This window comes from Micromonospora chokoriensis (assembly GCF_000718555.1).
Taxonomy (GTDB): Bacteria; Actinomycetota; Actinomycetes; order Mycobacteriales; family Micromonosporaceae; genus Micromonospora; species Micromonospora chokoriensis_B.
The window spans coordinates 159,832-184,426 of record NZ_JOAN01000008.1; the positions used below are offsets into that span (position 1 = coordinate 159,832).

20 protein-coding genes are annotated in these 24,595 nt (G+C 71.6%); 9 read left to right on the top strand and 11 right to left on the bottom strand.

All coding sequences use genetic code 11. From position 1 onward, the window contains the following. Positions 1–19: 19 nt before the first annotated feature. Both bioD and IF46_RS0113175 read right to left on the bottom strand, forming a co-directional pair. Positions 20–745: a dethiobiotin synthase gene (gene bioD, locus IF46_RS0113170; RefSeq protein ID WP_030488608.1), complete on the bottom strand. Its 726-nt coding sequence runs from the start codon at positions 743–745 to the stop codon at positions 20–22. A gap of 55 nt (positions 746–800) precedes the next feature. Then, the gene (locus IF46_RS0113175) at positions 801–1,937 is read right to left on the bottom strand and encodes an 8-amino-7-oxononanoate synthase (protein WP_030488609.1); all 1,137 of its coding nucleotides are present in this window, start codon (positions 1,935–1,937) and stop codon (positions 801–803) included. 319 nt (positions 1,938–2,256) lie between these two features. Here IF46_RS0113175 and bioB point away from each other — a divergent pair, with 319 nt between their 5' ends. Genes bioB through IF46_RS0113190 form a run of 3 tightly spaced genes read left to right on the top strand, consistent with a single transcriptional unit; the run spans position 2,257 to position 3,960 of the window. Continuing rightward, complete coding sequence (gene bioB, locus IF46_RS0113180) at positions 2,257–3,252, top strand: biotin synthase BioB (protein WP_030488610.1); 996 nt, start codon at positions 2,257–2,259, stop codon at positions 3,250–3,252. Positions 3,253–3,257: 5 nt separating this feature from the next. Continuing rightward, on the top strand, positions 3,258–3,449 hold the full coding sequence (locus IF46_RS0113185) for a hypothetical protein (protein ID WP_030488611.1): 192 nt from the start codon (positions 3,258–3,260) through the stop codon (positions 3,447–3,449). 4 nt (positions 3,450–3,453) lie between these two features. Then, positions 3,454–3,960: a GNAT family N-acetyltransferase gene (locus IF46_RS0113190; RefSeq protein ID WP_030488612.1), complete on the top strand. Its 507-nt coding sequence runs from the start codon at positions 3,454–3,456 to the stop codon at positions 3,958–3,960. A gap of 71 nt (positions 3,961–4,031) precedes the next feature. On the opposite strand, the gene IF46_RS0113195 is transcribed toward IF46_RS0113190, so the two are convergent. The 3 genes from IF46_RS0113195 to IF46_RS0113205 form a co-directional block, all read right to left on the bottom strand. After that, positions 4,032–6,935 carry a glycoside hydrolase family 9 protein gene (locus IF46_RS0113195; protein ID WP_030488613.1) on the bottom strand — a complete coding sequence of 968 codons (2,904 nt, stop codon included), beginning with the start codon at positions 6,933–6,935 and terminating at the stop codon, positions 4,032–4,034. Between the two features lie 184 nt (positions 6,936–7,119). Further along, on the bottom strand, positions 7,120–8,181 hold the full coding sequence (locus tag IF46_RS0113200; protein WP_030488614.1) for a GNAT family N-acetyltransferase: 1,062 nt from the start codon (positions 8,179–8,181) through the stop codon (positions 7,120–7,122). 89 nt (positions 8,182–8,270) lie between these two features. After that, complete coding sequence (locus IF46_RS0113205) at positions 8,271–8,972, bottom strand: amino acid-binding protein (RefSeq protein WP_030488615.1); 702 nt, start codon at positions 8,970–8,972, stop codon at positions 8,271–8,273. A gap of 152 nt (positions 8,973–9,124) precedes the next feature. Between IF46_RS0113205 and IF46_RS0113210 the strand changes: the two genes are divergently transcribed. Both IF46_RS0113210 and IF46_RS0113215 read left to right on the top strand, forming a co-directional pair. Beyond that, positions 9,125–10,198 carry a phosphotransferase family protein gene (locus tag IF46_RS0113210; RefSeq protein WP_030488616.1) on the top strand — a complete coding sequence of 358 codons (1,074 nt, stop codon included), beginning with the start codon at positions 9,125–9,127 and terminating at the stop codon, positions 10,196–10,198. Continuing rightward, positions 10,198–11,409 (top strand): acyl-CoA dehydrogenase family protein, encoded by a 1,212-nt coding sequence (locus tag IF46_RS0113215; RefSeq protein WP_030488617.1) that lies wholly within the window; start codon positions 10,198–10,200, stop codon positions 11,407–11,409. Before IF46_RS0113210 ends, IF46_RS0113215 begins: the two co-directional genes overlap by 1 nt. A 105-nt stretch (positions 11,410–11,514) precedes the next feature. Here IF46_RS0113215 and IF46_RS0113220 read toward each other — a convergent pair whose 3' ends face one another. From IF46_RS0113220 to IF46_RS0113245, 6 genes are all read right to left on the bottom strand, one after another. Beyond that, entirely contained in the window at positions 11,515–12,561 is a 1,047-nt protein-coding gene (locus tag IF46_RS0113220; RefSeq protein ID WP_030488618.1) for a LacI family DNA-binding transcriptional regulator, read from the bottom strand. 82 nt (positions 12,562–12,643) lie between these two features. Beyond that, the gene (locus tag IF46_RS0113225; protein WP_030488619.1) at positions 12,644–14,065 is read right to left on the bottom strand and encodes a GH1 family beta-glucosidase; all 1,422 of its coding nucleotides are present in this window, start codon (positions 14,063–14,065) and stop codon (positions 12,644–12,646) included. After that, positions 14,062–14,904 carry a carbohydrate ABC transporter permease gene (locus IF46_RS0113230; RefSeq protein ID WP_030488620.1) on the bottom strand — a complete coding sequence of 281 codons (843 nt, stop codon included), beginning with the start codon at positions 14,902–14,904 and terminating at the stop codon, positions 14,062–14,064. The genes IF46_RS0113225 and IF46_RS0113230 overlap by 4 nt, the downstream gene beginning before the upstream one ends. A 10-nt stretch (positions 14,905–14,914) precedes the next feature. Then, positions 14,915–15,886 (bottom strand): carbohydrate ABC transporter permease, encoded by a 972-nt coding sequence (locus tag IF46_RS0113235; RefSeq protein WP_030488621.1) that lies wholly within the window; start codon positions 15,884–15,886, stop codon positions 14,915–14,917. Between the two features lie 109 nt (positions 15,887–15,995). Beyond that, positions 15,996–17,282 (bottom strand): ABC transporter substrate-binding protein, encoded by a 1,287-nt coding sequence (locus IF46_RS0113240; protein ID WP_030488622.1) that lies wholly within the window; start codon positions 17,280–17,282, stop codon positions 15,996–15,998. 211 nt (positions 17,283–17,493) lie between these two features. Next, a complete protein-coding gene (locus IF46_RS0113245) occupies positions 17,494–18,048 on the bottom strand; it encodes a plasmid pRiA4b ORF-3 family protein (RefSeq protein ID WP_030488623.1) in 555 nt (184 codons plus the stop codon). 150 nt (positions 18,049–18,198) lie between these two features. Here IF46_RS0113245 and IF46_RS0113250 point away from each other — a divergent pair, with 150 nt between their 5' ends. From IF46_RS0113250 to IF46_RS0113265, 4 genes are all read left to right on the top strand, one after another. Further along, complete coding sequence (locus tag IF46_RS0113250; RefSeq protein ID WP_030488624.1) at positions 18,199–18,945, top strand: pyrimidine reductase family protein; 747 nt, start codon at positions 18,199–18,201, stop codon at positions 18,943–18,945. 148 nt (positions 18,946–19,093) lie between these two features. Beyond that, the gene (locus IF46_RS0113255) at positions 19,094–20,845 is read left to right on the top strand and encodes an ATP-binding protein (protein ID WP_030488625.1); all 1,752 of its coding nucleotides are present in this window, start codon (positions 19,094–19,096) and stop codon (positions 20,843–20,845) included. A 75-nt stretch (positions 20,846–20,920) separates the two neighbouring features. Beyond that, on the top strand, positions 20,921–22,069 hold the full coding sequence (locus IF46_RS0113260) for an exonuclease SbcCD subunit D (RefSeq protein WP_030488626.1): 1,149 nt from the start codon (positions 20,921–20,923) through the stop codon (positions 22,067–22,069). Continuing rightward, positions 22,069–24,543: an AAA family ATPase gene (locus tag IF46_RS0113265; RefSeq protein ID WP_030488627.1), complete on the top strand. Its 2,475-nt coding sequence runs from the start codon at positions 22,069–22,071 to the stop codon at positions 24,541–24,543. The genes IF46_RS0113260 and IF46_RS0113265 overlap by 1 nt, the downstream gene beginning before the upstream one ends. Positions 24,544–24,595: the final 52 nt, after the last annotated feature.

A 24,595-nucleotide genomic window follows, 5' to 3' on the forward strand; every position in this document is an offset into this window, starting at 1 on the left:
ACCGACGAAAGTCAGGTGTTCAGCCGCTCTCCTCGGCCCAGACCCGCCAGTCGTCGAGCACGCCGTGCAGGGCCGGGGTGAGCCAACCCGGGGCGGAACGCCGGAACACACCCGGGTCCATCGCGCCCGCGCCGTCCGGCAGCGCGCCGAGCAGGTTCGGCACCAGGTCGGTGAGGTTCGTCCAGTGCACCAGCTCCGGCCGCGCCGGCCAGGCGCCGATCACCACGCCGGCCGGCACCGCCCGACGATCCAACGCCTCCAAGGTCAGCGCGGTGTGGTTGAGCGTGCCCAACCCGGCACGGGCGACCACCACCGCGGGTACGCCCAGCGACACCGCCAGGTCGGCCATCGTCCACGGCTCACCCGACGGCCGCAGACCCATCGGCACCAGCAGCCCACCCGCGCCCTCGATCAACACGAGGTCGTGCTTTTCAGCCTCCTCGCGGACGGCATCCACCGCGGCGTACAACTCCAACGGGGGCAGGTCGGCGACCCGCGCGGCAGCCAACGGGGCGAGCGGATCCGGATAGCTCGCCAGGGTCCGACCGGTCAGCGGCGCGGCCAGCCGGTTGACCGCGTCCACGTCACCGGGCTCACCCCCGGCCGTACCGGTCTGGCCCGGCTTGACCACCGCCACCCGCAGCCCGGCGGCCTGCGCCGCAGCCGCTATCGCCGCCGTCACCACCGTCTTGCCGACCTCGGTGTCCGTCCCGGTAACCAGAACCGACCCCGACCACCCGGTCACAGCGTCTTCTCGGTTCGCGACTGCGGGGCTCGCAAACCCGGCTCACTCCTCGCGCTCACGGTGCCGTCTCCACTATGACGTCCAGCGCCCGCTCGAACGCCGCCCGGGGCACCCCCGCGCTGACCGTGAGGCGCAGGCGGGAGCGGCTGTCCGGGGTCGACGGCGGCCGGAAACAACCCACCGCGACGCCTCGGTCCCGGCAGTCCGCGGCCCAGGCGGTCGCCGCCTCCGGCCCGGGGGCGGTCACCGAGATCACCGCCGCGTCCGGGGCGGAGACGGTCAGCCCGGCCGACCGCAGGCGGCCGACCGCGAACCCGACCCGGTCGGCCAGCTCGGCGCGCCTGTCGTCGCCGGCCTGGGCGAGCCGCAGCGCGGCGTGCACGCCGGCGGCGATCGCCGGCGGCAGTGCCGTGTCGAAGATGAACGTGCGCCCGGTCTCGACCAGATGCCGGACGAACTCGGCCGGGCCGGCGACAACGCCACCCGCGCCACCGAGCGCCTTGGACAGGGTGGCGGTGACCACCACGTCCGGTTCGCCAGCCAACCCGACGGCCGCCACCGCCCCCGCGCCGGCCGGGCCGGTCAGGCCCAGCGCGTGCGCGTCGTCGACCAGCAGCAGCGCGCCGTGGCGACGGGCCACCGCGTGCAGCCGGGCCAGCGGGGCGAGGTCACCGTCGACCGAGAAGACCGACTCGGTCACCACCACCGCCGGGCGGCCGGGGGCGGCCGCGAGCGCGGCGGCGACCGCGTCGACGTCGGCGTGCCGGGTGACCACCGTCTCCGCGCCGGAGAGGCGGCAGCCGTCGATCAGGGACGCGTGGTTGTGCGCGTCGGAGACGAGCAGCGTCCGAGGTTGGACGAGCGCTCGCAGCGCACCGAGGTTGGCCAGGTAGCCGGAGGAGAAGACGAGGGTGCCGTCGGTGCCCAGCCAGCGGGCCAGGTCGTCCTCCAGCGCCCGGTGCGCATCGGTGGAGCCACGCACCAGGCGCGACCCGGTCGCCCCCAGCCCGTACGCCGACAGTGCCGCCGTGGCCGCGGCGGTGACCTCCGGGTGGGTGGCCAGGCCGAGGTAGTCGTTGCCGGCCAGATCGATCATCTGATCGTCGGCCGGACGCGAAATCAGTCGCCGGGTGAGCCCGGCCTTCGCCCGCAGCTGGGCACGGCGGTCGAGCGCCGCCAGCCAGTCCGCCACCGTCACCCTCCCCCGCTGTGCGTGCCGGTCAGCCCGACACCCGCCGGGCGAAATTACCACCCGCCGCCACCGGCCCGACGAATCCACTCGGTGCGAGCTGTCCACCAACTGCCAGGGCATTCCGGCTGATCGGGGCGCCCAAGGCCGGTGCCAGTGCCCTGGCCGGCCTGCGTCGGGCCCAGACAGCGACCAGCCGCGTTGGATGTTTGTCGGGATACAACACCGGTATCCCGACAAACATCCGCCTTGCCGGACCGCCGCCTGGACTCCGCCTCGGCTCGACCGGGGGCTCTGGCACCGGCCTTGTAGGGTACGAGCCATGCCAGAGATCCTCGACCAGGCCCGGACCCAGGTCCTGGGTGACGGTGTCGGCCTCGATCAGGCCGGCATCCTCGCCGTGCTGAACCTGCCCGACGAGCACCTGTCCGCCGCCCTCCAGCTCGCTCACGACGTGCGGATGCGCTGGTGCGGCCCGGAGGTCGAGGTCGAGGGGATCGTTTCGCTCAAGACCGGCGGCTGCCCGGAAGACTGCCACTTCTGCTCGCAGTCGGGCCTGTTCACCTCGCCGGTGCGGTCGGTCTGGCTGGACATCCCGTCGCTGGTCAAGGCGGCGAAGCAGACCGCCGCCACCGGGGCGACCGAGTTCTGCATCGTCGCCGCGGTCCGCGGCCCGGACGCCCGGCTCATGAAGCAGATGCGCGAGGGCGTCGCCGCCATCAAGGCGGAGGTCGACATCCAGGTCGCCGCGTCGCTGGGCATGCTCACCAAGGAGCAGGTCGACGACCTGGTCGACATGGGCGTGCACCGCTACAACCACAACCTGGAGACCTGCAAGTCGTACTTCCCCAACGTGGTCACCACGCACTCGTGGGAGGAGCGCTGGGAGACGTTGCGGATGGTGCGCGACTCCGGCATGGAGGTGTGCTGCGGCGGCATCCTCGGCCTCGGCGAGACCGTCGAGCAGCGGGCCGAGTTCGCCGCGCAGCTCGCCGAGTTGAATCCGCACGAGGTACCCCTCAACTTCCTCAACCCGCGTCCCGGCACTCCGCTCGGTGACCGCCCGGTGGTGGAGGGCAAGGACGCGCTGCGGGCCATCGCGGCGTTCCGGCTGGCCATGCCGCGCACCATCCTGCGGTACGCGGGCGGCCGCGAGATCACCCTCGGTGACCTCGGCACCCGCGAGGGTCTGCTCGGCGGCATCAACGCGGTGATCGTCGGCAACTACCTGACCACGCTGGGTCGACCGGCGACCGCCGACCTGGAGCTGCTGAACGAGCTGAAGATGCCGGTCAAGGCCCTCTCTGCCACGCTGTGACGACCATGACGACGACGCAGCTGTGGTGCGATCGGTGCGGTGAGTCGGCGACGGCCACCGCCCACCCGGCCTGCGCGTCCGCCCGCCAGTTGGAGCCGCCCCGGTTCTGCCCTGAGTGCCGACGCCGAATGAAGGTGCAGGTGCTGCCGGTGGGCTGGTCGGCGGTCTGCGTCGAGCACGGCGAGATCCAGGGCTGAGCCGATGCTGCGAGGGCGGGCGGTGACACTGCGACCGGCGACGGTCGCGGACGTGCCGGCCCTCGCGGCGATCCGGGCCGAACCAGAGGTACGCCGCTGGTGGCGCGGCGGCGACGACCTGGCCGATTCCGTGCGCGCCGACCTCGCCGACGACGACCTGCAGGTGTACGCGATCGAGCACGACGGCCGGGTGATCGGCGCGATCCAGTGGTATGCCGAGCCGGACCCGGATTACCGGCACGCCAGCCTGGACGTCTTCCTCGCCCCGGCGGAGCGTGGCGCGGGCCTCGGCGGTGACGCCATCCGCACCCTCGCCCGACACCTGATCGACGAGTACGGCCACCACCGCTTCACCATCGACCCGGCCGCGGCGAACAGCGCCGCCATCCGGGCGTACGCGAAGGTTGGTTTTCGCCCGGTGGGGGTGCTGCGCCGCTACGAGCGCGGCGCGGACGGTCGCTGGCACGACGGCCTGCTGATGGATCTGCTCGCCGACGACCTGGTGGAGTGAGCGGCCGCAGATCTTGGACAGTTACCGTCCGCACGGAACGGTAACTGTCCAAGATCTCGCCGTGTTTCGGGTCAGGCGATGGTGCAGGCGGCGTTGTTGAGGGTGAAGGCGGTCGGTTTCGGGTTGGCGCCGCTGTGGGTGCCGTTGAAGCCGAAGCTCAGCGACGCGCCCGGCGCGATCGTGCCGTTGTAGGACAGGTTCGTGGCGGTGACCGCCGCGCCGCTCTGGCTGATCGCCGCCGACCAGCCCTGGCTGACGCTCTGCCCACCGGGGAAGCTGAACCGCAGCGTCCAGCCGTTGATCGCGGTGGTGCCGGTGTTGGTGATCGACACGTTGGCGGTGAAGCCGGTGCCCCAGTCGTTTGTGGCGTACCCCACCGTGCAGGTCCCGCCGACCGGCGGGGCCGCGGTGGTCACCGCGACCGGCGCGGACGCCGCGGAGGTGTTGCCGGCCGCGTCCACGGCCACCACGTAGAACTGGTACGCCGTCGAGGCGGTCAGCCCGGTCACCGCCTGGGTGGTGCCGGTCGGCGAGGCGACCAGCACGTCGGTGGCGCCGGCCTCGCGGTAGACCCGGTAGCCGGTGACGGCCACGTTGTCGGTCGACGGGGTCCAGGCCAGGGTGAGCCCGGTGGCGGTGACCGCCGAGGCGACCGGCGTGCCGGGTGTGCTCGGCGCGGTGGTGTCGGCGGTGCCGGCCGGCGGCGTGGTCACCGTGAGCTTCGACGAGGCCGCCGACGAGTTGCCCGCGTTGTCGAGCGCCACGACTGTGTACTCGAACGTCCGCTCCGGCAGCAACGTGGTGATGGTGATCGAGTTTCCGGTGACCCGCCGGGTCACCACCACGTCGTTGCCGACCATGAACTCACGGACGTCGTAGCCGGCGAGGCCGCTGCCGCCGCTGTCGGTGGACGCCGCCCAGGTCAGGGTGACCGAGCGCGGGCCGAGGTTGGACGCCACCGGGGTGCCCGGGACGGTCGGTGCGGTGGTGTCCGGTACGACCGGGCCCGGCTCCTCGCCCCAGACTCGGGTGGTGCCGGAGTAGAGCGGCACCTTCCGGTTGGGCCCGGCGGTGGCCTGGTACGACGGGTCGTTGGTCGGATCCCAGGTGCCGCCCTCCGGCACGCCCACCTTGAACTGGACCTCCATCCGGTGCTGCGACTGACCCGCCGGGGCGATGGTGTACCCGGTGCAGTCCACCTCGACGTACCAGATGTCGCCGCTGAACTGCTTGGCGGTGGTCGGGGACGGGCAGCCCTGGGTGTAGCCGGCGGTGACCTGCACCGGGCCAGTGCCGTCGGGCCGGAAGTAGTAGCGGAACCGACCGTCGGTCAGCGCGCGGGCCGGGAACGCCGACTTGTTGTAGACCATCACCTTGAGCCCGGTGGCCCGCGGTTCGGCCTGCGTCACGGTGGTCTCCACGGTCAACTCGTCGATGTCCGGCACCTCGGCGACCGGGAAGTTCGCCAGCGGCGTGCCGCCGTACTCGGAGGTCAACCGGACCAGCGCGGAGGTGAAGCCGGCGTTGTAGTCGGTGGCCACCTCGTTCATCACGTAGTCCGACCGGCTGTCGCTGTAGGCGTCGTTGGCCGAGGACGGGCCGCCGACGAGCGCGCCGTAGAGGGTGTGCCGGGTCTCGACGGGGACGGTCTGGCTGTCCCACCAGGAGCCGTGTGCGGTGCGGTGGTGCGGGTTGCGCGGCGAGTTGGCGCCGAACCCGATGACGTAGCTGGAGTTTCGCGGGTTGTCGCCGAGCGCGTAGTTGATCTGCCGGACGGCGAAGTCGTGGTAGCGCGCCTTGCGGGTGGTGTCGGTGGTCTTGTCGCTGTAGACAAGCGCGGCGAAGGAGGTGTTCGCGGCGTAGCGCAGCGCACCCCAGGAATCGAGCACCGCCATTCCGCCTGGTGAGTAGGGAACCCGCTGCCCGTTCACCCCGACGGTCCAGTAGTCCAGCCACCGGTTGGCGTCGTCGACGTACTTCTGCTTGCCGGTCAGGTTGGCCAGCAGCACGTACGCGCCGAACTGCTTGTTGTCCCAGGCGATCGTCCACTTGTAGGAGCGGGTGGTGGACTGGTTCTCGGTGCCGAGCTTGTCGTACTCACTCTCGGCCTTGGCCAGGTAGCTGGCCTCGCCGGTGGCCCGGTGCAGCCAGATCGCGGCCCAGACCAGCTCGTCCTGCCAGCCGCTCCACGACTTGTAGAACGAGGCCGCGTCGGTGATGCACTCGCTGTAGGCCTTCCGCACCGTGTCGGCGAAGGTGTAGAGCTGCCGGGCGTGCCCGAGCAGCTTGTCCGCGTAGGTCGCGTCGGTGGGCCGGAACACCATCGAGGACGCGGCCATCGCGGCCGCCGTCTCCCCCGCCAGGTCCGCGCCGCCACAGCTCGCATCGATCTTGTACGCGGGCCGCGCCATCGGCATCACCTCGGCCGGACCCCACCACTTGTGGTCGTCGTCGCCCTTGCCGACCTGTCCATACAGGACGTTGGCGGACGGGTGCGCCTTGATGAAGTAGTCGTTGACGAAGCGCAGGTTGTTGAGCAGGTGCGGCAACTGCCCGGACGCGGTGTAGCCGCTGCGGTATTCCACCGCACCCCAGGCGAGCATGGTGGCGCTGAACGCCATCGGGAAGCCGAACTTGACGTGGTCGCCGGCGTCGTACCAGCCGCCGGTGAGGTCCACCCCCGCGCTGGCGCCGTCGGTGAGCGCGCTGTCTCCGCGCCAGGAGACCCGATTCCAGTCGGGTAGTCGGCCGGACTGCTGCGCCTCGTAGAAGAGCAGCGACTTCTGCAACGCCTCGGCGTAGTTGTAGGTCGCGGCCGGCGCGGCGGAGGCGTGCCCGGACGGCGGCGCGGTCACCGCGAGGGACGCGCCGGTGAGCAGCGCGACGCCGACGGCCAGCAGCCGCCTCGGCCAGGGCTGGTCGGCGACCGGTGACCGACCGGGGTGGCCGCTGGACGGCCGGGTCAGGTGGCGCATGGCGGGCTCCTGTCGGAGGCGCCGCCGGCGGTCGCACCGACGCGGGACGGCGTACGGGCGGCACGGCCACCGGCGACAGCGGGGTGGCGGTGTGACCACGGGCCGTGGAAGCGCTCCCATGGATAACCGACAATGTAATGGGCCAGCCGACGATTGGGAAGCGTCTGTGCGCCGGCACCGGCGGCTACGGTCGAGCAGCCTCGTCCGCCAGGGCGGCGACGGCGAGCGGGACCGTCACGGTGAGCAACCCGCCATCGCGCTGCACGGAGCTGGGCCGGTCCAGCCGGCGCAGCGTCCGCAGCATCGGGTCATTCGTGGCCTGGACGTGCAGCACCAGCGCCGCGTACCCGGACCGGTCGGCGTGCTGGGCCAGCCGGCGCAGCAACGCCGACCCCAGCCCCCGCCGCTGCCAGTCGTCTCGCACCAGCAGCGCCAGCTCGGCCTCGTCGCCCTCGCCGAGCAGGTTCGCCATGGCAACCGCCGACTCGGCCGGGCCATCGGCGCCGGTGGTCGTGGCGATCAGCGTCAGCCCGCGACCCGGCTCCAGCAGCCGACGCAGGCGGGACGGCTGCGGCAGCGCCGCCCCACCCAGGTAACGCCGCTGCCGGCTGCGCGGTGAGCACGCCTCGTGCAGCTCCCGTACGCCGGACAGGTCGTGGGCGCTGGCCGGCCGGACGGCCACCTCCGCGCCGTCGGGCAGCACCAGGGTGACCTGTTCGGCGGCGCGGCGTGCCACGGTGGCGGCCAGCTCCACCAGGGCCTGCGCCCGCGCGTACTCCGCCGGGGTGAAGTCGGGCGCGGCCCGGCGCAGCGCGAACGAACCGCCCGCCGGGTCGGCCAGCAACATGCTGGCCCCGGTGATCCCCCGTTCGACGCCTACCGACGCCGGTCGCCAGCTGACGATGTCGGCGGCGAGCAGGGTCCGCAACGCCTCGCCCGTCGCGTCCGGGTCACGGACCAGCCGATTGGCCAGCCCGAGCATCCGGGTGGGCTGGTCGGCCAGACCACGCGCCTCGCTGCGCGCCACCCAGCAGTCCCGGCCCCGACCCCGCTCGACGGCGGCGATCAGCTCGGCCTCGTCGAGCGCGTCCGGCGCGTCGACCAGGAAGTCGTCCACCGCACCCTGCTCGGTGGGCTGCACCTGCACGGTGAGGATGTTGACCCCGCGCAGCGCGAGGCTCGCCGTGAGCACCGACAGGTAGCCCGGTCGGTCGTCCACCGTCGCTCGGATCCGCCACAACGTCATGGTTGGCTCCCTTCCCCGGTAAGAGCCTCACCCCCGCCTGTTGCCGCCCGGTTGCTCGGCGGTGTCGGCCCGGGAACTCCTCGGGCCGCTCAGGGGCCAGCGACCACCGGCGGCGCACCGACGAGGTCCAGTCGGTCACCGAGGATCACCGCGCAGGCGCGGACGAGCTGGGTGAGCCGATCCACCTCGGTGCTGTGGAACGCCGCGGCGGAGAGCGTCTCGCTGTGGTCGCGGGCCGCCACCAGCACCAGGCCCGCCCGGCCGAACGGCGCGATCGCGTGGTGGGTGCCGTCGGGCGTGGTCATCGACCGGCCGCGCAGCGGGGTCACCTCCGGCAACCGCAGGGGTACGGGAGTACGCCAGCTCGCGTGCCCCACGGTCGCCCCGCCACCGCCGGTACGCGACGCCCAGTCGACCGGCACCACGGCGGCGACGGCCCAGTCGGCGGCCAGCAGGCCGGGCACCGCGTCGACCAGGGTCGCCAACCCGTCGGCCGGATTGGCCGCGACCTGAGCCAACAGCTCCGCGTCCTGCCCGGTGGTGGTGGGCGCGCCGATCGCCCGCCACACGCCGTCCACCCGCACACCCGGTATCGCCGCGAGGCCAGCCAGCAGCCGCTCCACCCGCGCCGCACCCGGCCAGACGACAGTGAAATCGTCCACCGCGCGCCCGCCGAGCCGTTCGAGGACCACCACCTGGACGATGTCCGCCCCGGAGACGCCCAACGTGCGAGCGACCTGACCGAGGGTGCCCGGACGGTCCGGCAGGGTGACCCGAACTCGCAGCAACATGTCTGTCCCTCCGCTCGGCGGGCCGGCGAGAGAGAGCGGCCGGCAGGCTGCTCCCAGCCTGGTAGTTGACCATTTCGTCCCTGTTGCAGGGGCATGTCCCGAGGGGAAAATCTGACCTTGACAACGTGAGCGGGCTGCCATCAACTAGTCGAATGAGCGATCCGGCCGTCGATGCGTCGCGGCCGGGGGCCGTTTCCCCCGCAGGGCTGGCCCTGGACCGACTCGCCGACTACCTGGCGGAGCACCGACCCGAGCTGGCCGTCGGGCCGCTGCGTGCCCAGTTGATCGCGGGCGGCAAGTCCAACCTCACCTACCTGCTGCGCCTCGGCGACCGCGAGGTCGTGCTGCGCCGTCCCCCGCTGGGGCATGTGCTGGCGACCGCGCACGACATGGCCCGTGAGTTCCGGGTCATCTCGGCGCTGGCGCCGACCGAGGTGCCGGTCCCGGGCGCGCTGCTGCTCTGCACCGACCCGGAGGTGATCGGCGCACCGTTCTACCTCATGGAGCGGATGCCCGGCGAGGTGTTCCGCACCCGCGCACAGACCGACCCGCTGGGCGACGAGCGCCGCCGGGCCCTCGCCATGGCGATGATGGACACGCTCGCCGCGCTGCACAGCGTCGAGCCGTCCACCGTCGGGTTGGGTGACTTCGGCCGTCCCGAGGGCTACCTGGCCCGACAGGTCCGCCGCTGGGCCGGGCAGCTCGACCGCTCCCGCAGCCGCCCACTGCCCGGCATCGACGAGCTGCGTGACCTGCTCGCGGCGACCGCCCCGGAAGGCGCGAACGCCGGCCGGATCGTGCACGGCGACTACCGGCTGGACAACCTCCTCGCCTCGGCCAACCCGGTCGCCGTGCACGCGGTGCTCGACTGGGAGATGGCCACCCTCGGCGATCCCCTCGCCGACCTGGGGCTGCTGCTGACCTACTGGGACGTGCTCGGCGGCAGCGACACCGCCGTGGGCAACCCCGTCGCCGACGGGCTCGGCCCGCGCGCCGGTTTCCCCACCGGCAGCGAGCTGATCGACAGGTACGACAGACGCGCCGACGTGGACGTCGGGCCGCTGCACTGGCACGTGGCGTTGGGCTGCTTCAAGCTCGCGGTCATCTGCGAGGGCATCCACTACCGCCACACGCTCGGGCAGACGCTCGGCGAGGGCTTCGACCGGATCGGCGAGATGGTGGCACCGCTGGTCGCGCACGGGCTGACCGCCGCCAGGGAGCGGTGATGGACTTCTCATACGACAGCCGGACCGAGGAGCTGCGCGACGAGCTGACCCGGTTCCTGACCGAGCACGTCTACCCGGCCGAGGCAGTGCACGCCGAGCAGGTGGCCGCCGGGGACCCGTGGTCGCGTACCCCGGTGTTGGCCGAACTGAAGGCCGAGGCCCGCAAGCGCGGCCTGTGGAACCTCTTCCTGCCCGACCCGCGCTACGGCGCCGGCCTGACCAACCTGCAGTACGCGCCGCTGGCCGAGCTGACCGGGCGCAGCCCGCACCTCGCGCCGGAGGCGGTCAACTGCGCGGCACCGGACACCGGCAACATGGAGCTGCTGGCCGAGTTCGGCTCGGAGGCGCAGCAGAAGCGCTGGCTGATGCCGCTGCTGGAGGGTGAGATCCGCTCGGCGTTCTGCATGACCGAGCCGGACGTCGCGTCCTCCGACGCCACAAACATCGCCACCCGGATAACCCGCGACGGCGACGAGTACGTCATCAACGGGCGCAAGTGGTGGTCGTCCGGGGCCATGGACCCACGCTGCGAGATCTTCATCGTGATGGGCAAGACCGACCCCGACGCCGACCGGCACCGCCAACAGAGCATGGTGCTGGTCCCCCGAGACACTCCCGGCGTGCAGGTCCGCCGGGGCATGACCGTCTTCGGCTACACCGATGGCTCACACGGCGGTCACGCCGAGATCGACTTCACCGACGTCCGGGTGCCCGCGGAGAATCTGATCGGCGCCGAGGGCACCGGCTTCGCCATCGCACAGGCCCGGCTGGGTCCGGGCCGGATCCACCACTGCATGCGATTGATCGGAATGGCTGAGCGGGCATTGGAGCTGCTCTGCCGCCGCGCCAACGATCGGATCGCGTTCGGCCGACCGCTGGCCGAACAGGGCGTGGTCCGGGAGTGGATCGCCGAGTCCCGGGTCCGCATCGAGCAGGCCCGGCTCCTGGTGCTCAAGACGGCCTGGCTGATGGACACCGTCGGCAACAAGGGCGCGCACACCGAGATCCAAGCCATCAAGATCGGCACGCCCGCGATGGCGGAGTGGGTGATCGACAAGGCCATCCAGGGATACGGCGGCGCCGGGGTCAGCCAGGACACGCCACTGGCCGCCCTCTGGGCGCAAACCCGCACCCTGCGCCTCGCCGACGGCCCCGACGAGGTCCACCGCAACTCCCTGGCCAAACGCGAACTCCGCCGCTGGGCCCTGTAACCCCGCCCTCGTTGATCATGAAGTTATTGCCCTCCACGTCGGCGTGTCATGGCAATAACTTCATGATCAACGGCGACGCCCGCGCGGGCACGCGGGGGCGGAGGGTTAGGCGGAGGCTCGGTGGACCAGTTGGGTGTCCAGGAGGATGTGGGAGGCGGGTAGCTCCTCGCCACGGATCCGGGCCACCAGCAGGCGGGCCATCTGCCGGCCCATCTCCTCCACCGGCTGGAAGACCGTGGTCAGCGGTGGCTCAGCCTGTCGGGCGATGGTCGCGTCGTCGAAGCCGATCACCGCGACGTCCTCCGGCACGCGCCGGCCGGCCTCGCGCAGGGTACGCAGCGCGCCGAACGCCATGAGGTCGGAGGCGACGAAGACCGCGTCCAGGTCCGGGCAGGCGTCCAGAAGACGGCGCATTCCGGCTGCGCCGCTGCCCTCGCTGAAGTCGCCGTACGCGATCAGGTCGGGGTTGACGCTGGCGCCGGTGGCCTTCACCGCGTCGGTGTAGCCGGCCAAGCGGGCCAGGCCGGCACCCATGTCCTGCGGACCGGCGATGGTGGCGACGCGTCGCCGCCCCTGCCTCGCCAGGTACTCCACCGCCTGCCGGGCTCCGCCAACGTTGTCCACGTCGACAAACCAGGCCGGTTGGGCGCCGGGTTGCAGCATGCGGGCGGGACGACCGCCGAGCACGGCGGGCAGGCCGCGCTCCTCCAGCAGCGTCGGCAGTGGGTCGGAGTCGTGCAGCGACAGCAGCAGTACGCCGTCGACGTGCTGGTTGGTGAGGTGGTGCTCGACCCGCTCCCGCTCCACCGGCGACTGTGCCATGGCCAGCCAGAGCTGCATCGGCGTCTCCAGCAGCCCGGAGCTGATCCCCCGCACGATCGAGGCGAAGAACGGCTCGGTGAAGACCCGCTCGCCGGATTCGGACACCACCAGCGCGACGGAGTCGGTCCGCTGGGTGACGAGCGCACGGGCGGCCCGGTTCGGCACGTACCCCAGCTCGGCGATGGCCTGTTGGACCGCGGCCCGGGCCTCCGGGCTGACCTGGGGCGAGCCGTTGACCACGCGGGAGACCGTGCCCCGACCGACGCCGGCACGCGCCGCGACCGCGTCGAGGGTCGGGCGCCCGAGCGACCGGGTGCGCTGCGTTGTCATCGTCTGCTCCTCCGACGGCGGGCGGACCCGGCGCCACCTGCGGGAGGTGGACGCCGGGGCCGTCCTGATGGCTGGCCCGAGCCTATTGTGCGGCCAGACCGTTGCGCCGGATCACCGAGGCGTACCACTTGGCGCTGGACTTGGGGGTGCGGACCTGGCTGTCGTAATCGACGTGGATCATGCCGAACCGCTTGGTGTAACCCCAGGCCCATTCGAAATTATCCATCAACGACCAGGCGAAGTATCCCCGCAGGGGCACGCCGGCGTCGATCGCTTCGTGCGCGGCGCGCAGATGGGCGTCGAAGTAGGCCAGCCGATCGACGTCGTCGACCTCCCCGTCGACAAGCGAGTCGACGAACGCCGAGCCGTTCTCGGTGACGTACAGGGGCAGGTCGGTGTAGCCGTGCACCCGGCGCAGCGTCTCGACCAGGCCCGGGGCGTCGATCTCCCAGCCCATGTCGGTGACCGGGACGCCCCGGGTGACGAACCGGACGTCCTCGCTGCCCGGCCAGCACGAGGGGGCCGGGTCGGCCGCGACGCCCTCGACCGGTGCGGCGACCACGTGCCGGCTGTAGTAGTTGACCCCGACCAGGTCCAGCGGCGTGGAGATGGTCGCCAGGTCGCCGTCGCGCACGTGGTCGAAGTCGGTCACCGCGCTGAGGTCGGCCACCAGATCCTCCGGGTACGCCCCGCGCAGCAGCGGGTCCAGGAAGAACCGATTGGCCAGCCCGTCGATCCGCCGGGCGGCATCGCGGTCGGCGGGCGCGTCGCTGGCCGGGTCGACCGGGTAGAGGTTGACGGTCACGCCCACCTCGGCGGCCGGCCGGGCGGCCCGCAGTGCCTGCACGGCCAGACCGTGACCGAGCATCAGGTGGTGTCCGGCGCGCACCGAGTCCGCACCGTTGGTGCGGCCGGGGGCGTGCACGCCGGAGCCGTAGCCGAGAAACGCGGAGCACCACGGCTCGTTCAGCGTGGTCCAGTAGCGAACCCGGTCACCGAGCGCGTCGGCCATCAGGGTGGTGTAGTCGGCGAAGCGGGCTGCGGTGTCCCGGGCCGGCCAGCCGCCAGCGTCCTCGAGCGGCTGCGGCAGATCCCAGTGGTAGAGGGTGAGCCACGGCTCGATGCCGTTGGCCAGCAGCTCGTCGACCAGTCGCCGGTAGAAGTCCAGGCCCTGCGGGTTGGCCGCGCCGACGCCGCCGGGCTGCACCCGAGACCAGGAGACCGAGAAACGGTACGACTTGAGGCCCAGCTCGGCCATCAACGCGACGTCGTCGCCGAGGCGGTGGTAGTGGTCGCACGCGACGTCCCCGGTGTGCCCACCGACGACCCGACCCTCGGTGTGACTGAAGGTGTCCCAGATCGACGGGGTGCGGCCATCCACGGCCGCCGCCCCCTCGATCTGGTACGCCGCCGTCGCGGCCCCCCAGAGGAATCCGGGTGGAAAGGTCAGCCCGGAGCGCTCGTCGAGGACATCGACAGCGGTTGGGCTGGCAGGGTTGCTCACGACTTGACGGCACCTTCCATGATCCCGCCGATGATCTGGCGGCCGAACAGGAGAAAAACGAGGACCAGGGGGATGGTGCCGATCGCCGTGGCGGCGAACACCTGGGAGTAGTCGGTGTAGTAGGCGTACGAGAGGAAGGAGAGCGAGACCTGCAGGGTCGGGTTCTCCGGGGAGAGGATGGCGTACGGCCAGAGGAACGAGTTCCAGGTCTCCATGAAGGTCAGCAGACCGAGGACGCCGGCGGCGGGACGCAGCGCGGGCAGCACGATGCTCCAGTAGATCCGGAACGTGCTGGCACCGTCGACGCGACCGGCCTCGATCAGCTCGTCGGAGATGGCCTGGCTGGCGTACTGCCGCATCATGAACACGCCGAAGGCGCTGACCAGGAACGGCACGGTGACCGCGTAGAGGGTGTCGTACCACCCCAGGTCCTGCATCATGGACCAGAGCGGGATGAGGCCCATCTGGGTCGGGATCATCATGGTGACGATGATCGCCAGCAGGAGGGCGTTGCTGCCCCGGAACTTCAGCTTGGCGAAGGCGAACCCGGCCAGTGAACCGGTGAGCACCACCGACAGGGTGACCACCGAGGAGACGATGATCGAGTTCATCATGCCGGTGAGGAAGTTGGCGGCGTCGTTGTCGAGCACCCGCCCGAAGTTGTCACCGAACGCTCCGCCGGGGGTTACCGGTGGCGGCACTTCGTTGATGGAGTCCAGGCTGCGAGTGCCGATCACCAGCATGTAGTAGAACGGGTAGATCGACAGCAGCGCCGCCAGGACGAGCGCCACGTAGGTCAGCGGGCTGGTGCGCCACAGGCGCTGGGAAGCCGAGGTCATCGATCTCTCCTCACTTCGCCGAGCGGCGGACGAGTAGGAAGTTGAACAGCGACACCAAGACGATGATCATGAAGATCGCCCAGGCGACCGCGGCTCCGTAACCGGCGGAGTTCAGGTTCACGATGCCCATCTCGTACATGTACATGGCCAGCGTCTGGAACTCCCGCTGGCTGCCGCCGAGAATGTTGCCGTTGGCGAAGAGCAGGGGCTCGGTGAAGAGCTGCATGCCGCCGATCGTGGACAGGATGACCACGAAGATGAAGGTGGGCTTGAGCATGGGCAGGGTGATCTGCCAGAACTGCCGCCACGGGCTGGCGCCGTCGATCGCCGCGGCCTCGTAGAGATCCTTCGGGATCGCCTGCATGCCGGCGAGCAGGATCAGCGTGTTGTACCCGGTCCAGCGCCAGTTGACCATCGAGGAGATGGCGAACCACGAACTCCACCGCTGCCCGTCCCAGTCGACCGGGTCGACACCGACGAGGCCCAGCAGCCAGTTGAACAGGCCGAACTCCCGCTGGAAGAGCATCCCGAAGACGATCGCGACCGCGGCCACCGACACCACGTTCGGCATGAAGATGGCCATCCGGAAGAAGGTCTTGGCGCGCAGGAAGGTCCGGTTGAGCAGGTTCGCCAGGAAGAGGGCGAGCAACAGCTGCGGGATGGTCGACAGGGCGAAGATGCCGAACGTGTTGACCAGCGCGTTCCAGAAGTACTCGTCGGAGAACAGCCGGGTGTAGTTGTCGAAGCCGATGAACGAGTGATCGCCGATCATGTCCCAGTCGTGCAGCGACATCCAGGCGGTACGCACCATCGGATACAACCCGAACGCACCGAAGATCAGGAAGAACGGGGCGATGTAGAGGTACGGCGAGTACTTGACATCGAGACGGTTGAGTAATCTTCCCCGGTTACGTCGGGAAGAGACGTCGGGAGAAGGCGGTGCTGCTGGCGACGGCGGTGCCGTCGTGGCCGACAGGCTCATGCGAATTTCCTTTTCCGGCGAGGCCCGGGGGCCCTCGCGCAGGGCGCTACGCGGAGGGGACCGGCCGGTGGCGTCCGGGAAGCCCCGAACGCCACCGGCAGGGAATCACTCAGAAGGCACCCTGAGTCTTGGCATCCTTCGTGAACTGCTCCCAGGCCTTCGCCTTGTCGGCCTGCCCGCTCTCGAACGCCCGCAGGGCCGGCTCGAGCGCGTTCTCCTTGACCGCCTGGTGCTTCGGGCCCAGGTGGGTCGGCTGGATCTTGGCGACGCTCTCCCCGAAGATCTTGCCGGTCGGCGCGTTGCTGAAGTACTCGTTGGTGTAGCCGATGAACGCCTCGTTCTTCAGCGCCTCCAGGTTGGTGGGCAGCGGGCCCTTGGCCTTGAAGGCCTCCACCTGGCTCTTCGCGTTGGTCAGGTACTCGGCGAGCTTCGCCGCCTCCTTCGGGTACTTGCTCTGCGCCGGAACCGCGAGCCACGAGCCGCCCCAGTTACCGCCGCCACCCGGCACGGACGCGACGTCCCACTTGCCCTTGTTGGCCGCACCGGAGTTCTCCGACACGATGCCGAGCATCCAGGACGGGCAGAAGGTCGCCGCGAAGGTGCCCTGCTTGAAGCCGCCCGACCACTCCGGCGACCAGGTCTGCGCCTTGGCGGAGATGTCCGCCATCGAGGTGGCGGTGTCCCAGGCGTTCTTCACCGCGGGGCTGGTGTCCGCGATGATGTTGTCTTCCTTGTCGTAGAACAGGTCACCGTTGCCCTGGAACATCACACCGTTGGAGACGGCGGTGATCGAGTCGATGAACGCCTTGCCGCCGCTGCCCTGCTTGTACTTCAGACCGGCGTCGTGGAAGCCCTTCCAGTCCGGCCAGAGCGCCGACACCTGGTCGCGCTCGGTGGGCAGACCAGCAGCCTGGAACAGGTCCTTGCGGTAGCAGACGGCGAGGCTGCCGACGTCGGTCGGGAGGCCGATCAGCCGACCGTCCGGCGCCTTGCCCAGCTCCCACTTCCAGGGCAGGTATTCCTTGGAGTGGTCGGCGACCAACGGGTTGAGGTCGGCCCAGTTGCGCGCGTTGGGCTTGAACTCGTTGAGGATGCCCTCTTCCAGGGCGGTGACGTCCGCCGCGCCCTTGCCGGTGGCCAGGTAGCGGACCAGCTTCGGCCGGTACTCGGCGAGCTGCGCGGTCTTGCGCAGCTCGACCTTGATGCCGGTGTCCTTCTCGTACTGCTTGACGAGCTCTTCGTAACCGAATTCGCCGAAGGTGTCGACGACCAGCTTGGCCGGCTTCTCGCCGGCCGCCGGCTTGTCGTCGTTGCCGCAGGCCGCGAGACCGCCGATTGCGGTGATCGCGGCCAGGGAAGCGGCCGCCAGGCGGGTACGCCGCGTGGTGACACTCATTCGCTGACCCCTCTTTCCGGTGGTGAGGCTTGATGGGTGTGGTGGGGGGGTGCTCATCGCGCCAGGCCGGGGTCCGTGAGTGACACACACCACCTCCGGGAGCGCTCCCATGAGATTGCCGGCGGGTAACGGGGGTGTCAATAGGACGATGGGAGCGTTCCCAGATCGTTACCGCCAACCACTCCCCAAGCACCCACCGGGCGGGGCCGGTTCAGCAGAAGCGGCGCAGGAGGGTGCTGACGCCCTCGGGGTCGAAGCGGGACGGTTCGAAGGTGGAGCCCGCCCAGTCGCGCAACAGCGCGTGGCTAGGGCTGACGAGGTCGGCCGGGACGGTCGGGGCCTCCAGGAGCACCTGGTAGCCCAACGGCCCGCCGATACCCTCCGGCGGGCAGGCCCGCTCGCCGGCCAGGCAGACCGGGTACCGCTCGTCGGGGTCGGCGGTCAGCGCGTCCTCCACGACCAGGTCGTGCTCCCACCAGTCGCCGAAGTCGTACGTGTAGGAGAACCTGCTGCCCTTGCCGAGCACCGCGTCGAGCCGCACGTCCAGCTCGTCGTGCAGCGCCAACTCCCCACCCGGGTCGGGCTCGCCGTACTGCACGGCGTCGATCTCGAACGAGTGCAGGTGGCAGTCCCGCCAACCCATCGCGTGCTGCACCACCCGGTGCAGCCGGTCCAGCGTGTAGCCGGCGGGCACGAGCACCCGGCGCCACACCGGCGGGCGGGTCCCGGCGAGAGACATCTTCAGCTGGAAGATCTGACGCGGCATGCTGTCCTGTCCTCCCGCGGCTTAGGCTGCGAGCATGATCTGCCGAGCGTGCCGGGCCCGGCGACACGACGACTGCCCCGGCCGGAACTGGTGCGACTGCCAGCACCGTACCGCCCAACCCACCCCTCCGGTCACTGGTCCGGCCGGCGAATGACCGTCGGAATCCCGATCCGACGGCTCTGGCCGGAGCCGTCCACGCAGTCGCTCGACGACGCCGCGCTGACTGCTCTCTACGGCCGGGCCGACGAGCCCCGGCTGCGGGTCAACTTCGTGGCCAGCCTGGACGGCGCGGTCGCCGTGGGCGGCTACTCCGCCGGGCTCTCCGGCGAGCCGGACAAGCGGGTGTTCGGCCTGTTGCGGATGGTCTGCGACGCCCTGGTGGTAGCCGCCGGCACGCTCCGCCACGAGGGGTACCGGGCGGTCCGCCTCGACGAGCGTCGCCGCGCCTGGCGCCGCGACCACGGGCTTGCCGAGTACCCGACGCTGGTGGTCGTCTCCGGTTCACTCGACCTGGACCCGGCGCAGGCCGCCTTCGCCGACGCGCCGACCCGCCCGATCGTGCTCACCCACACCGACGCCGTTCCGCCGAACGGGCTGACCGACGTCGCCGACGTGCTGCGCTGCGGCACCGAGCGGGTCGACCTGGCCGCCGGCCTCGCCGAGCTGCATCGACGCGGGCTGACCCAACTGCTCTGCGAGGGCGGCCCGCACCTGTTCGGCGCGCTCACCGCCGCCGACCTGGTGGACGAGCTGTGCCTCACCGTCTCGCCACTGCTCGCCGGGCCCAGCTCGGGTCGGATCACCGCCGGCGACGCCGCACCGCCCCGGCACCTGCCGCTGCGGCACGTGCTCGCCGCCGAGGACGGTGTCCTCCTGCTCCGCCACGCCCGCCGGTAACCGGCCGTCTCCCGGTCACACACCCACCGTCGTGGCTGTGACGGCGCATGGTGTCGTCCGCCGCGTCGCGTGGCGACCTGTCGTACTCCTCGGGCAGGATGCACAGCATGGTTCCCGAGCGTGCTGCCCGACCGACCCGAGTCGCCCGATGACCGACGCCGACCTCGACAGCCCCGGCGAGGCGGTCGGGCGGGTGCTGGGCACCGCCGACGCCACCCCGTTGCAGTTCTGGACCGCCGTGGCGCCCGGCAGCTACCTCCAGCTCGACGACGTGGTGGTCACTCGGCGGGAGCTGCCGGACCGGGAGCCGGTGACGATCGCCGGGGTGGTCACCCAGGTCCGCGCTCGGCACGAGGGCGCCCAGTTCGACTCCGACGTGTTCGCCATCGCCGACGGCACCCTGCCCGCGCAGGTGCAGGAGGCCGCCGAGATCACCACCACCCGGGTCGATCCGGAGCTGTACGTGCCGCCGACCCCGGGCGCGGTGGTGCACCGGGCCGAGGGCGACGCCCGAGCGCGCGCGCTGCACTTCGACCGGATGGAGCGGCGCATCCCGATGGGGATGGGTCGGGACGGCGTCCCGGTCTATCTCAACGCCGACTTCCTGGACGGCAGCCGAGGCGCGCACGTCTCCATCTCCGGCATCTCCGGGGTGGCCACCAAGACCAGCTTCGCCACCTTCCTGCTCTACTCGGTGTTCCGCTCCGGGGTGCTGGGCGGCGACGCGGTCAACGCCAAGGCGCTGATCTTCAACGTCAAGGGTGAGGATCTACTCTTCCTGGACCACCCCAACACCCGCCTCGACGAGCCCACCCGCGCGGCGTACGCGAAGCTCGGGTTGAGCGCCGGCGCCTTCCCCGATGTGCGGGTGTACGCCCCGCCGCGGGTCGGTGACCCGGCCGGCACGCCCGATGTGAGCAGCCGGCTGACCGGGGTTGATTCGTTCTACTGGACGCTTAGCGAGTTCTGCACCGACCGCCTCCTGCCGTACGTCTTCGCCGACGCCGACGACGAGCGCCAGCAGTACACGATGGTGGTCCACTCGGTGGCCGCGCACCTGGCCCGCTACGCCCAGCCGGCCGACGGCGGGGTGAGCATCGACGGGGTCCGGCTCGGCTCCTACGGCGATCTGGTCGACCACATCGTCGATCAGCTCAACGACGACGAGACCCGCTCCGACTGGGCCGGCAGCGCGGTGGGTCTGGGCACCGTCAACGCGTTCGCCCGGCGGCTGATCGGCAGCAAGAAGGACCTCGCCCGACTGATCCGCGGCGACCTCGCGACCCGCCGCCCCCACTCGATCAACACGAGCGAGTCGGCGCAGGTCACGGTGGTCGACCTGCACAACCTGCCGGACCGCGCGCAGCGGTTCGTGGTCGGTGTGACGCTCAAGAGCGAGTTCGAGCGCAAGGAGAAGTCCGGCACCGCCAAGCCGCTGCTCTTCGTCGTCCTGGACGAGCTCAACAAGTACGCCCCCCGGGAGGGCTCCTCGCCGATCAAGGAGGTCCTGCTGGACATCGCCGAGCGGGGCCGCTCGCTCGGGGTGATCCTGATCGGCGCGCAGCAGACGGCGAGCGAGGTGGAGCGACGGATCGTCACCAACTCGGCGATCCGGGTGGTCGGCCGGCTCGACCCGGCCGAGGCCTCCCGCCCGGAGTACGGTTTCCTGCCGCCCGCGCAGCGCCAGCGAGCGCTGCTGGCCAAGCCGGGCACCATGTTCGTCAACCAGCCGGACATCCCGGTGCCGCTCTGCCTGGAGTTCCCGTTCCCGGCCTGGGCCACCCGGGTCTCCGAGGCGGGCCGGGCACCATCGGAGACGCTGCGCTCGATCACCCAGTCCGCCGACCCGTTCGCCGTGGTGGGCTCCGGCGGCGGCACCGACGACGACATCCCGTTCTGAGTAGGGGCCAGCACAGGTGAGCGCGAGGAGTGAGCTTGCGAGCCCCGCAGTCGCGAACGGAAGGCCAGCACAGCCATGAAGATCCTGCACACCTCCGACTGGCACGTGGGAAAGGTGCTCAAGGGGCAGTCCCGGGCTGACGAGCACAAGGCCGTGCTGGCCGGGGTGATCGACATCGCCCGTGCCGAACAGCCGGATCTGGTGATCGTCGCCGGTGACCTCTACGACACCGCGGCGCCCAGCTCGGAGGCGACCCGCCTGGTCACCCGGGCGCTGACCGCGCTTCGACGCACCGGCGCGGACGTGGTCGCGATCGGCGGCAACCACGACAACGGCCCCGCGCTGGACGCGCTGCGCCCGTGGGCCGAGGCCGCCGGCATCACGCTGCGCGGCGGGGTGCGGGAAAACCCGGACGAGCACATCATCGACGGCACCACCGCCGGTGGTGAGCGGTGGCGGTTGGCCGCGCTGCCGTTCCTGTCCCAGCGGTACGCGGTGCGCGCGCTGGAGATGTACGAGCTGACCGCCGCGGAGACCAACCAGACGTACGCCGACCACCTGGGCCGGGTGCTGGATCGACTGACCGAGGGTTTCGACGAACCGGACCGGGTGCACCTGGTCACCGCGCATCTGACGGTGACCGGCGCGGCCACCGGTGGCGGCGAGCGTGACGCGCACACCGTGTTGGGCTACGCCGTTCCGGCCACCGTCTTCCCGGCCACCGCGCACTACGTGGCGCTGGGTCACCTGCACCGGGCGCAGCAGGTCTCCGGCCCGTGCCCGGTGCGGTACAGCGGCAGCCCGCTCGCGGTCGACTTCGGTGAGCAGGAGAACATCCCCTCGGTGACGCTTGTCGAGGTGACGGCCAGCACCGCCGCCCGGGTGCGGGAGGTGCCGGTGACGGCGGCGAGCGCGCTGCGGACGGTGCGGGGCACCCTGGCCCAGCTCGCCGAGATCGAGGCACCGGACGCGTGGCTCCGGGTGTACGTGCGCGAGCAGCCCCGCGCCGGCCTGCGCGAGGAGGTCCAGGAGCTGCTCCCCCGGGCCCTGGAGATCCGGATCGATCCGGAGCTGTTGGCCGCCCCGGGCAGTGGCGCGCGCATCGCTCAGCGGTCAGGACGTTCACCTCGGGAGTTGTTCGCCGACTACCTGGACAGCCGGGGCCACGCCGACGAGGGCGTCCGGGAGCTCTTCGACGAGCTCTTCGAGGAGGTCGAGCACTGATGCGTCCGATGCGCTTGGACATGGCCGGGTTCACGGTCTTCCGGGACGAGACCACCGTCGACTTCACCGACGCCGACTTCTTCGCTCTGATCGGCCCGACCGGTTCGGGTAAGTCCACAGTGTTGGACGCCATCTGCTTCGCCCTCTACGGCATGGTGCCCCGCTGGGGTGGCCCCCGAGGGTTGGCGAACGCGCTCGCGCCGTCGGCGACCGAGGCCCGGGTGCGGTTGGTCTTCGAGTCCGGCGGCGCCCGGTACGTGGCGACCCGGGTGGTCCGCCGGGACGGCCGGGGCAACGTCAAGACCGCGAACGCCGGGTTGCAGCTGATGCCGCCCGGTTTCGACGTGACCAAACTGGACACCGGGTTGAGCCCGGAGGACCTCGGCGAGGTGGTGGCCGGCACTCCCGCCGAGATGGAGCAGGCGGTGCTGGAGGCGGTGGGGCTGCCGTACGAGCAGTTCACCAGCTGTGTGGTGCTGCCGCAGGGGCAGTTCGCCGACTTCCTGCACGCCAAGCCGGCGACGCGGCAACAGATCCTGGTCAACCTGCTGGGCCTGGGCGTCTACGAGGACGTACAGAAGAAGGCGACGGCGCGCGCCGCGCAGGCGGAGGCCCGGCTGGAGGCGGTCGACCAGGTGCTCGCCGGGCTGACCGGCGTGGACGACGAGGCGCTGGCCGAGGCCGACGCCCGGGTCGACCGGATGGCCGAGCTGGCGACTGCGGTGGCGGACGCGGTGCCGGAGCTGGCGGCGGCCCGGGCCACCGCACGGGAGGCTGCGGCGGCGCTGACCGCCCTCGACGACGAGCTGGCCGTGCTGACCGGGGTGCGCGCGCCGGGTGGGGTCGCCGAGGTCGCTCGCGCGGTCACCGCGGCGCGGGCCGAGGCCGAGGCGGCGGCGACCGCAGTGTCGCTGGCCGAGGAGCGGGAGGAGAAGCTGCGCGGCGAGCTGGCCGCCGCCGGTGACGAGAGCGCGCTGCGACTGCAACTGCGGGCGTACGACGATCGGGATCGACTGTCCGACGAGGCCGACACGGTCCGCGCGGCGGTGCGCGCGGCGAACGACGAGCACACCGCGGCGGTGGCGGCCCTGGCCGCTGCCCGCGCGGTCGCCGAGCGGGCCGACCTCGAGTTGGAGGCGGCTTTCCGGGCGCACGAGGAGGCGAAGGCCACCGACCTGGCGGTGAGCCTGCGGGTGCACCTGCACGCCGGCGCGGCGTGCCCGGTGTGTGAGCAGCCGGTGGCCGAGGTGCCGGCGGTGCCGGCCGATTCGGCGGTGGCGGCCGCGACGGCGGCCGGCAAGGCGGCGCGGGCCGCGACCAAGGCCGCGCAGGCGACCGTGCAGCAGCGCGACGGCGCGGCGCGTGAGCTGGAGCGGCTGCTGGTGCAGGCGCGAGCCCGGCAGGAGCAGGTGGAGGCCCGGCTGGCCGAGCTGGACGGGCAGCTCTCCGGGGCGGCCGAGCCGGCCGTGCTGCGCCGGGAGCTGGCCGAGCACGCCCGGTTGCGGCGCGCGTTGGAGGAGGCGGCGACGGCGGTCCGGGCCGGCCGCGAGACCGCCCGCCAGACCCGGGCCGGGGTGGACGCCGCCGAGGAGCGCCTGCGGGCGGCGTGGCGGGCCTTCGACACGGCCCGGGACGGGCTGGCCCGGTTCGGTCCGCCGGCCACCGACCGGGACGACGTGGCCGTCGCGTGGGCGGCGCTGACCGGCTGGGCGACGACCGAGGCGGACCGCCGCCGCGCCGACCGGGCCGGTCGGGCCGTCGCCGTCGCGGAGGCCGAGTCGGTGGCCGACGGGGTGCAGCGAGCCATCGCGGGCGTCTTCGCCGCCGCGGATGTGCCGGTCGGGGACGACCCGGTGCACGCGGCGACGGTGGCGGTGGAGCGCGCCGACGCCGACCGACGGCGGCTGCGGGAGCGTCGCGAGCAGGCCGGCACGCTGCGCGAGCAGCGGGCGGGGCACGAGCGGGAGGCGCAGGTGGCGCGCGCGCTCTCCGGGCACCTGCGGGCCAACAACTTCGAGCGGTGGTTGCTGGCCGAGGCGTTGGACCTGCTGGTCGACGGCGCGTCGGGGATCCTGCGGGAGCTGTCCTCCGGGCAGTACGAGCTGGTGCACGACAAGGGCGAGTTCGTGGTGGTCGACCACCACGACGCGGGGCTGCGGCGGGGCGTGCGCACGCTCTCCGGTGGTGAGACGTTCCAGGCGTCGTTGGCGTTGGCGTTGGCGCTCTCCGAGCAGTTGGCCGGGATGTCCACCACGGCGGCGAGCCTGGAGTCGATCGTCCTGGACGAGGGTTTCGGCACGCTCGACGCCGCCACCCTGGACACGGTGGCGGCGACCCTGGAAAACCTGGCGGCCCGGGGCGATCGGATGGTCGGCGTGGTCACCCACGTTCCGGCGTTGGCAGAGCGGATCCCGGTGCGCTTCGAGGTGCGCAAGGATGCGCGTTCGGCGCGCATAGAGCGGACTGGCCGGTGAGCGCGAGGAGTGCAGCGCAGCGGAGCCCCGCAGTCGCGAACGAAAGGCATGC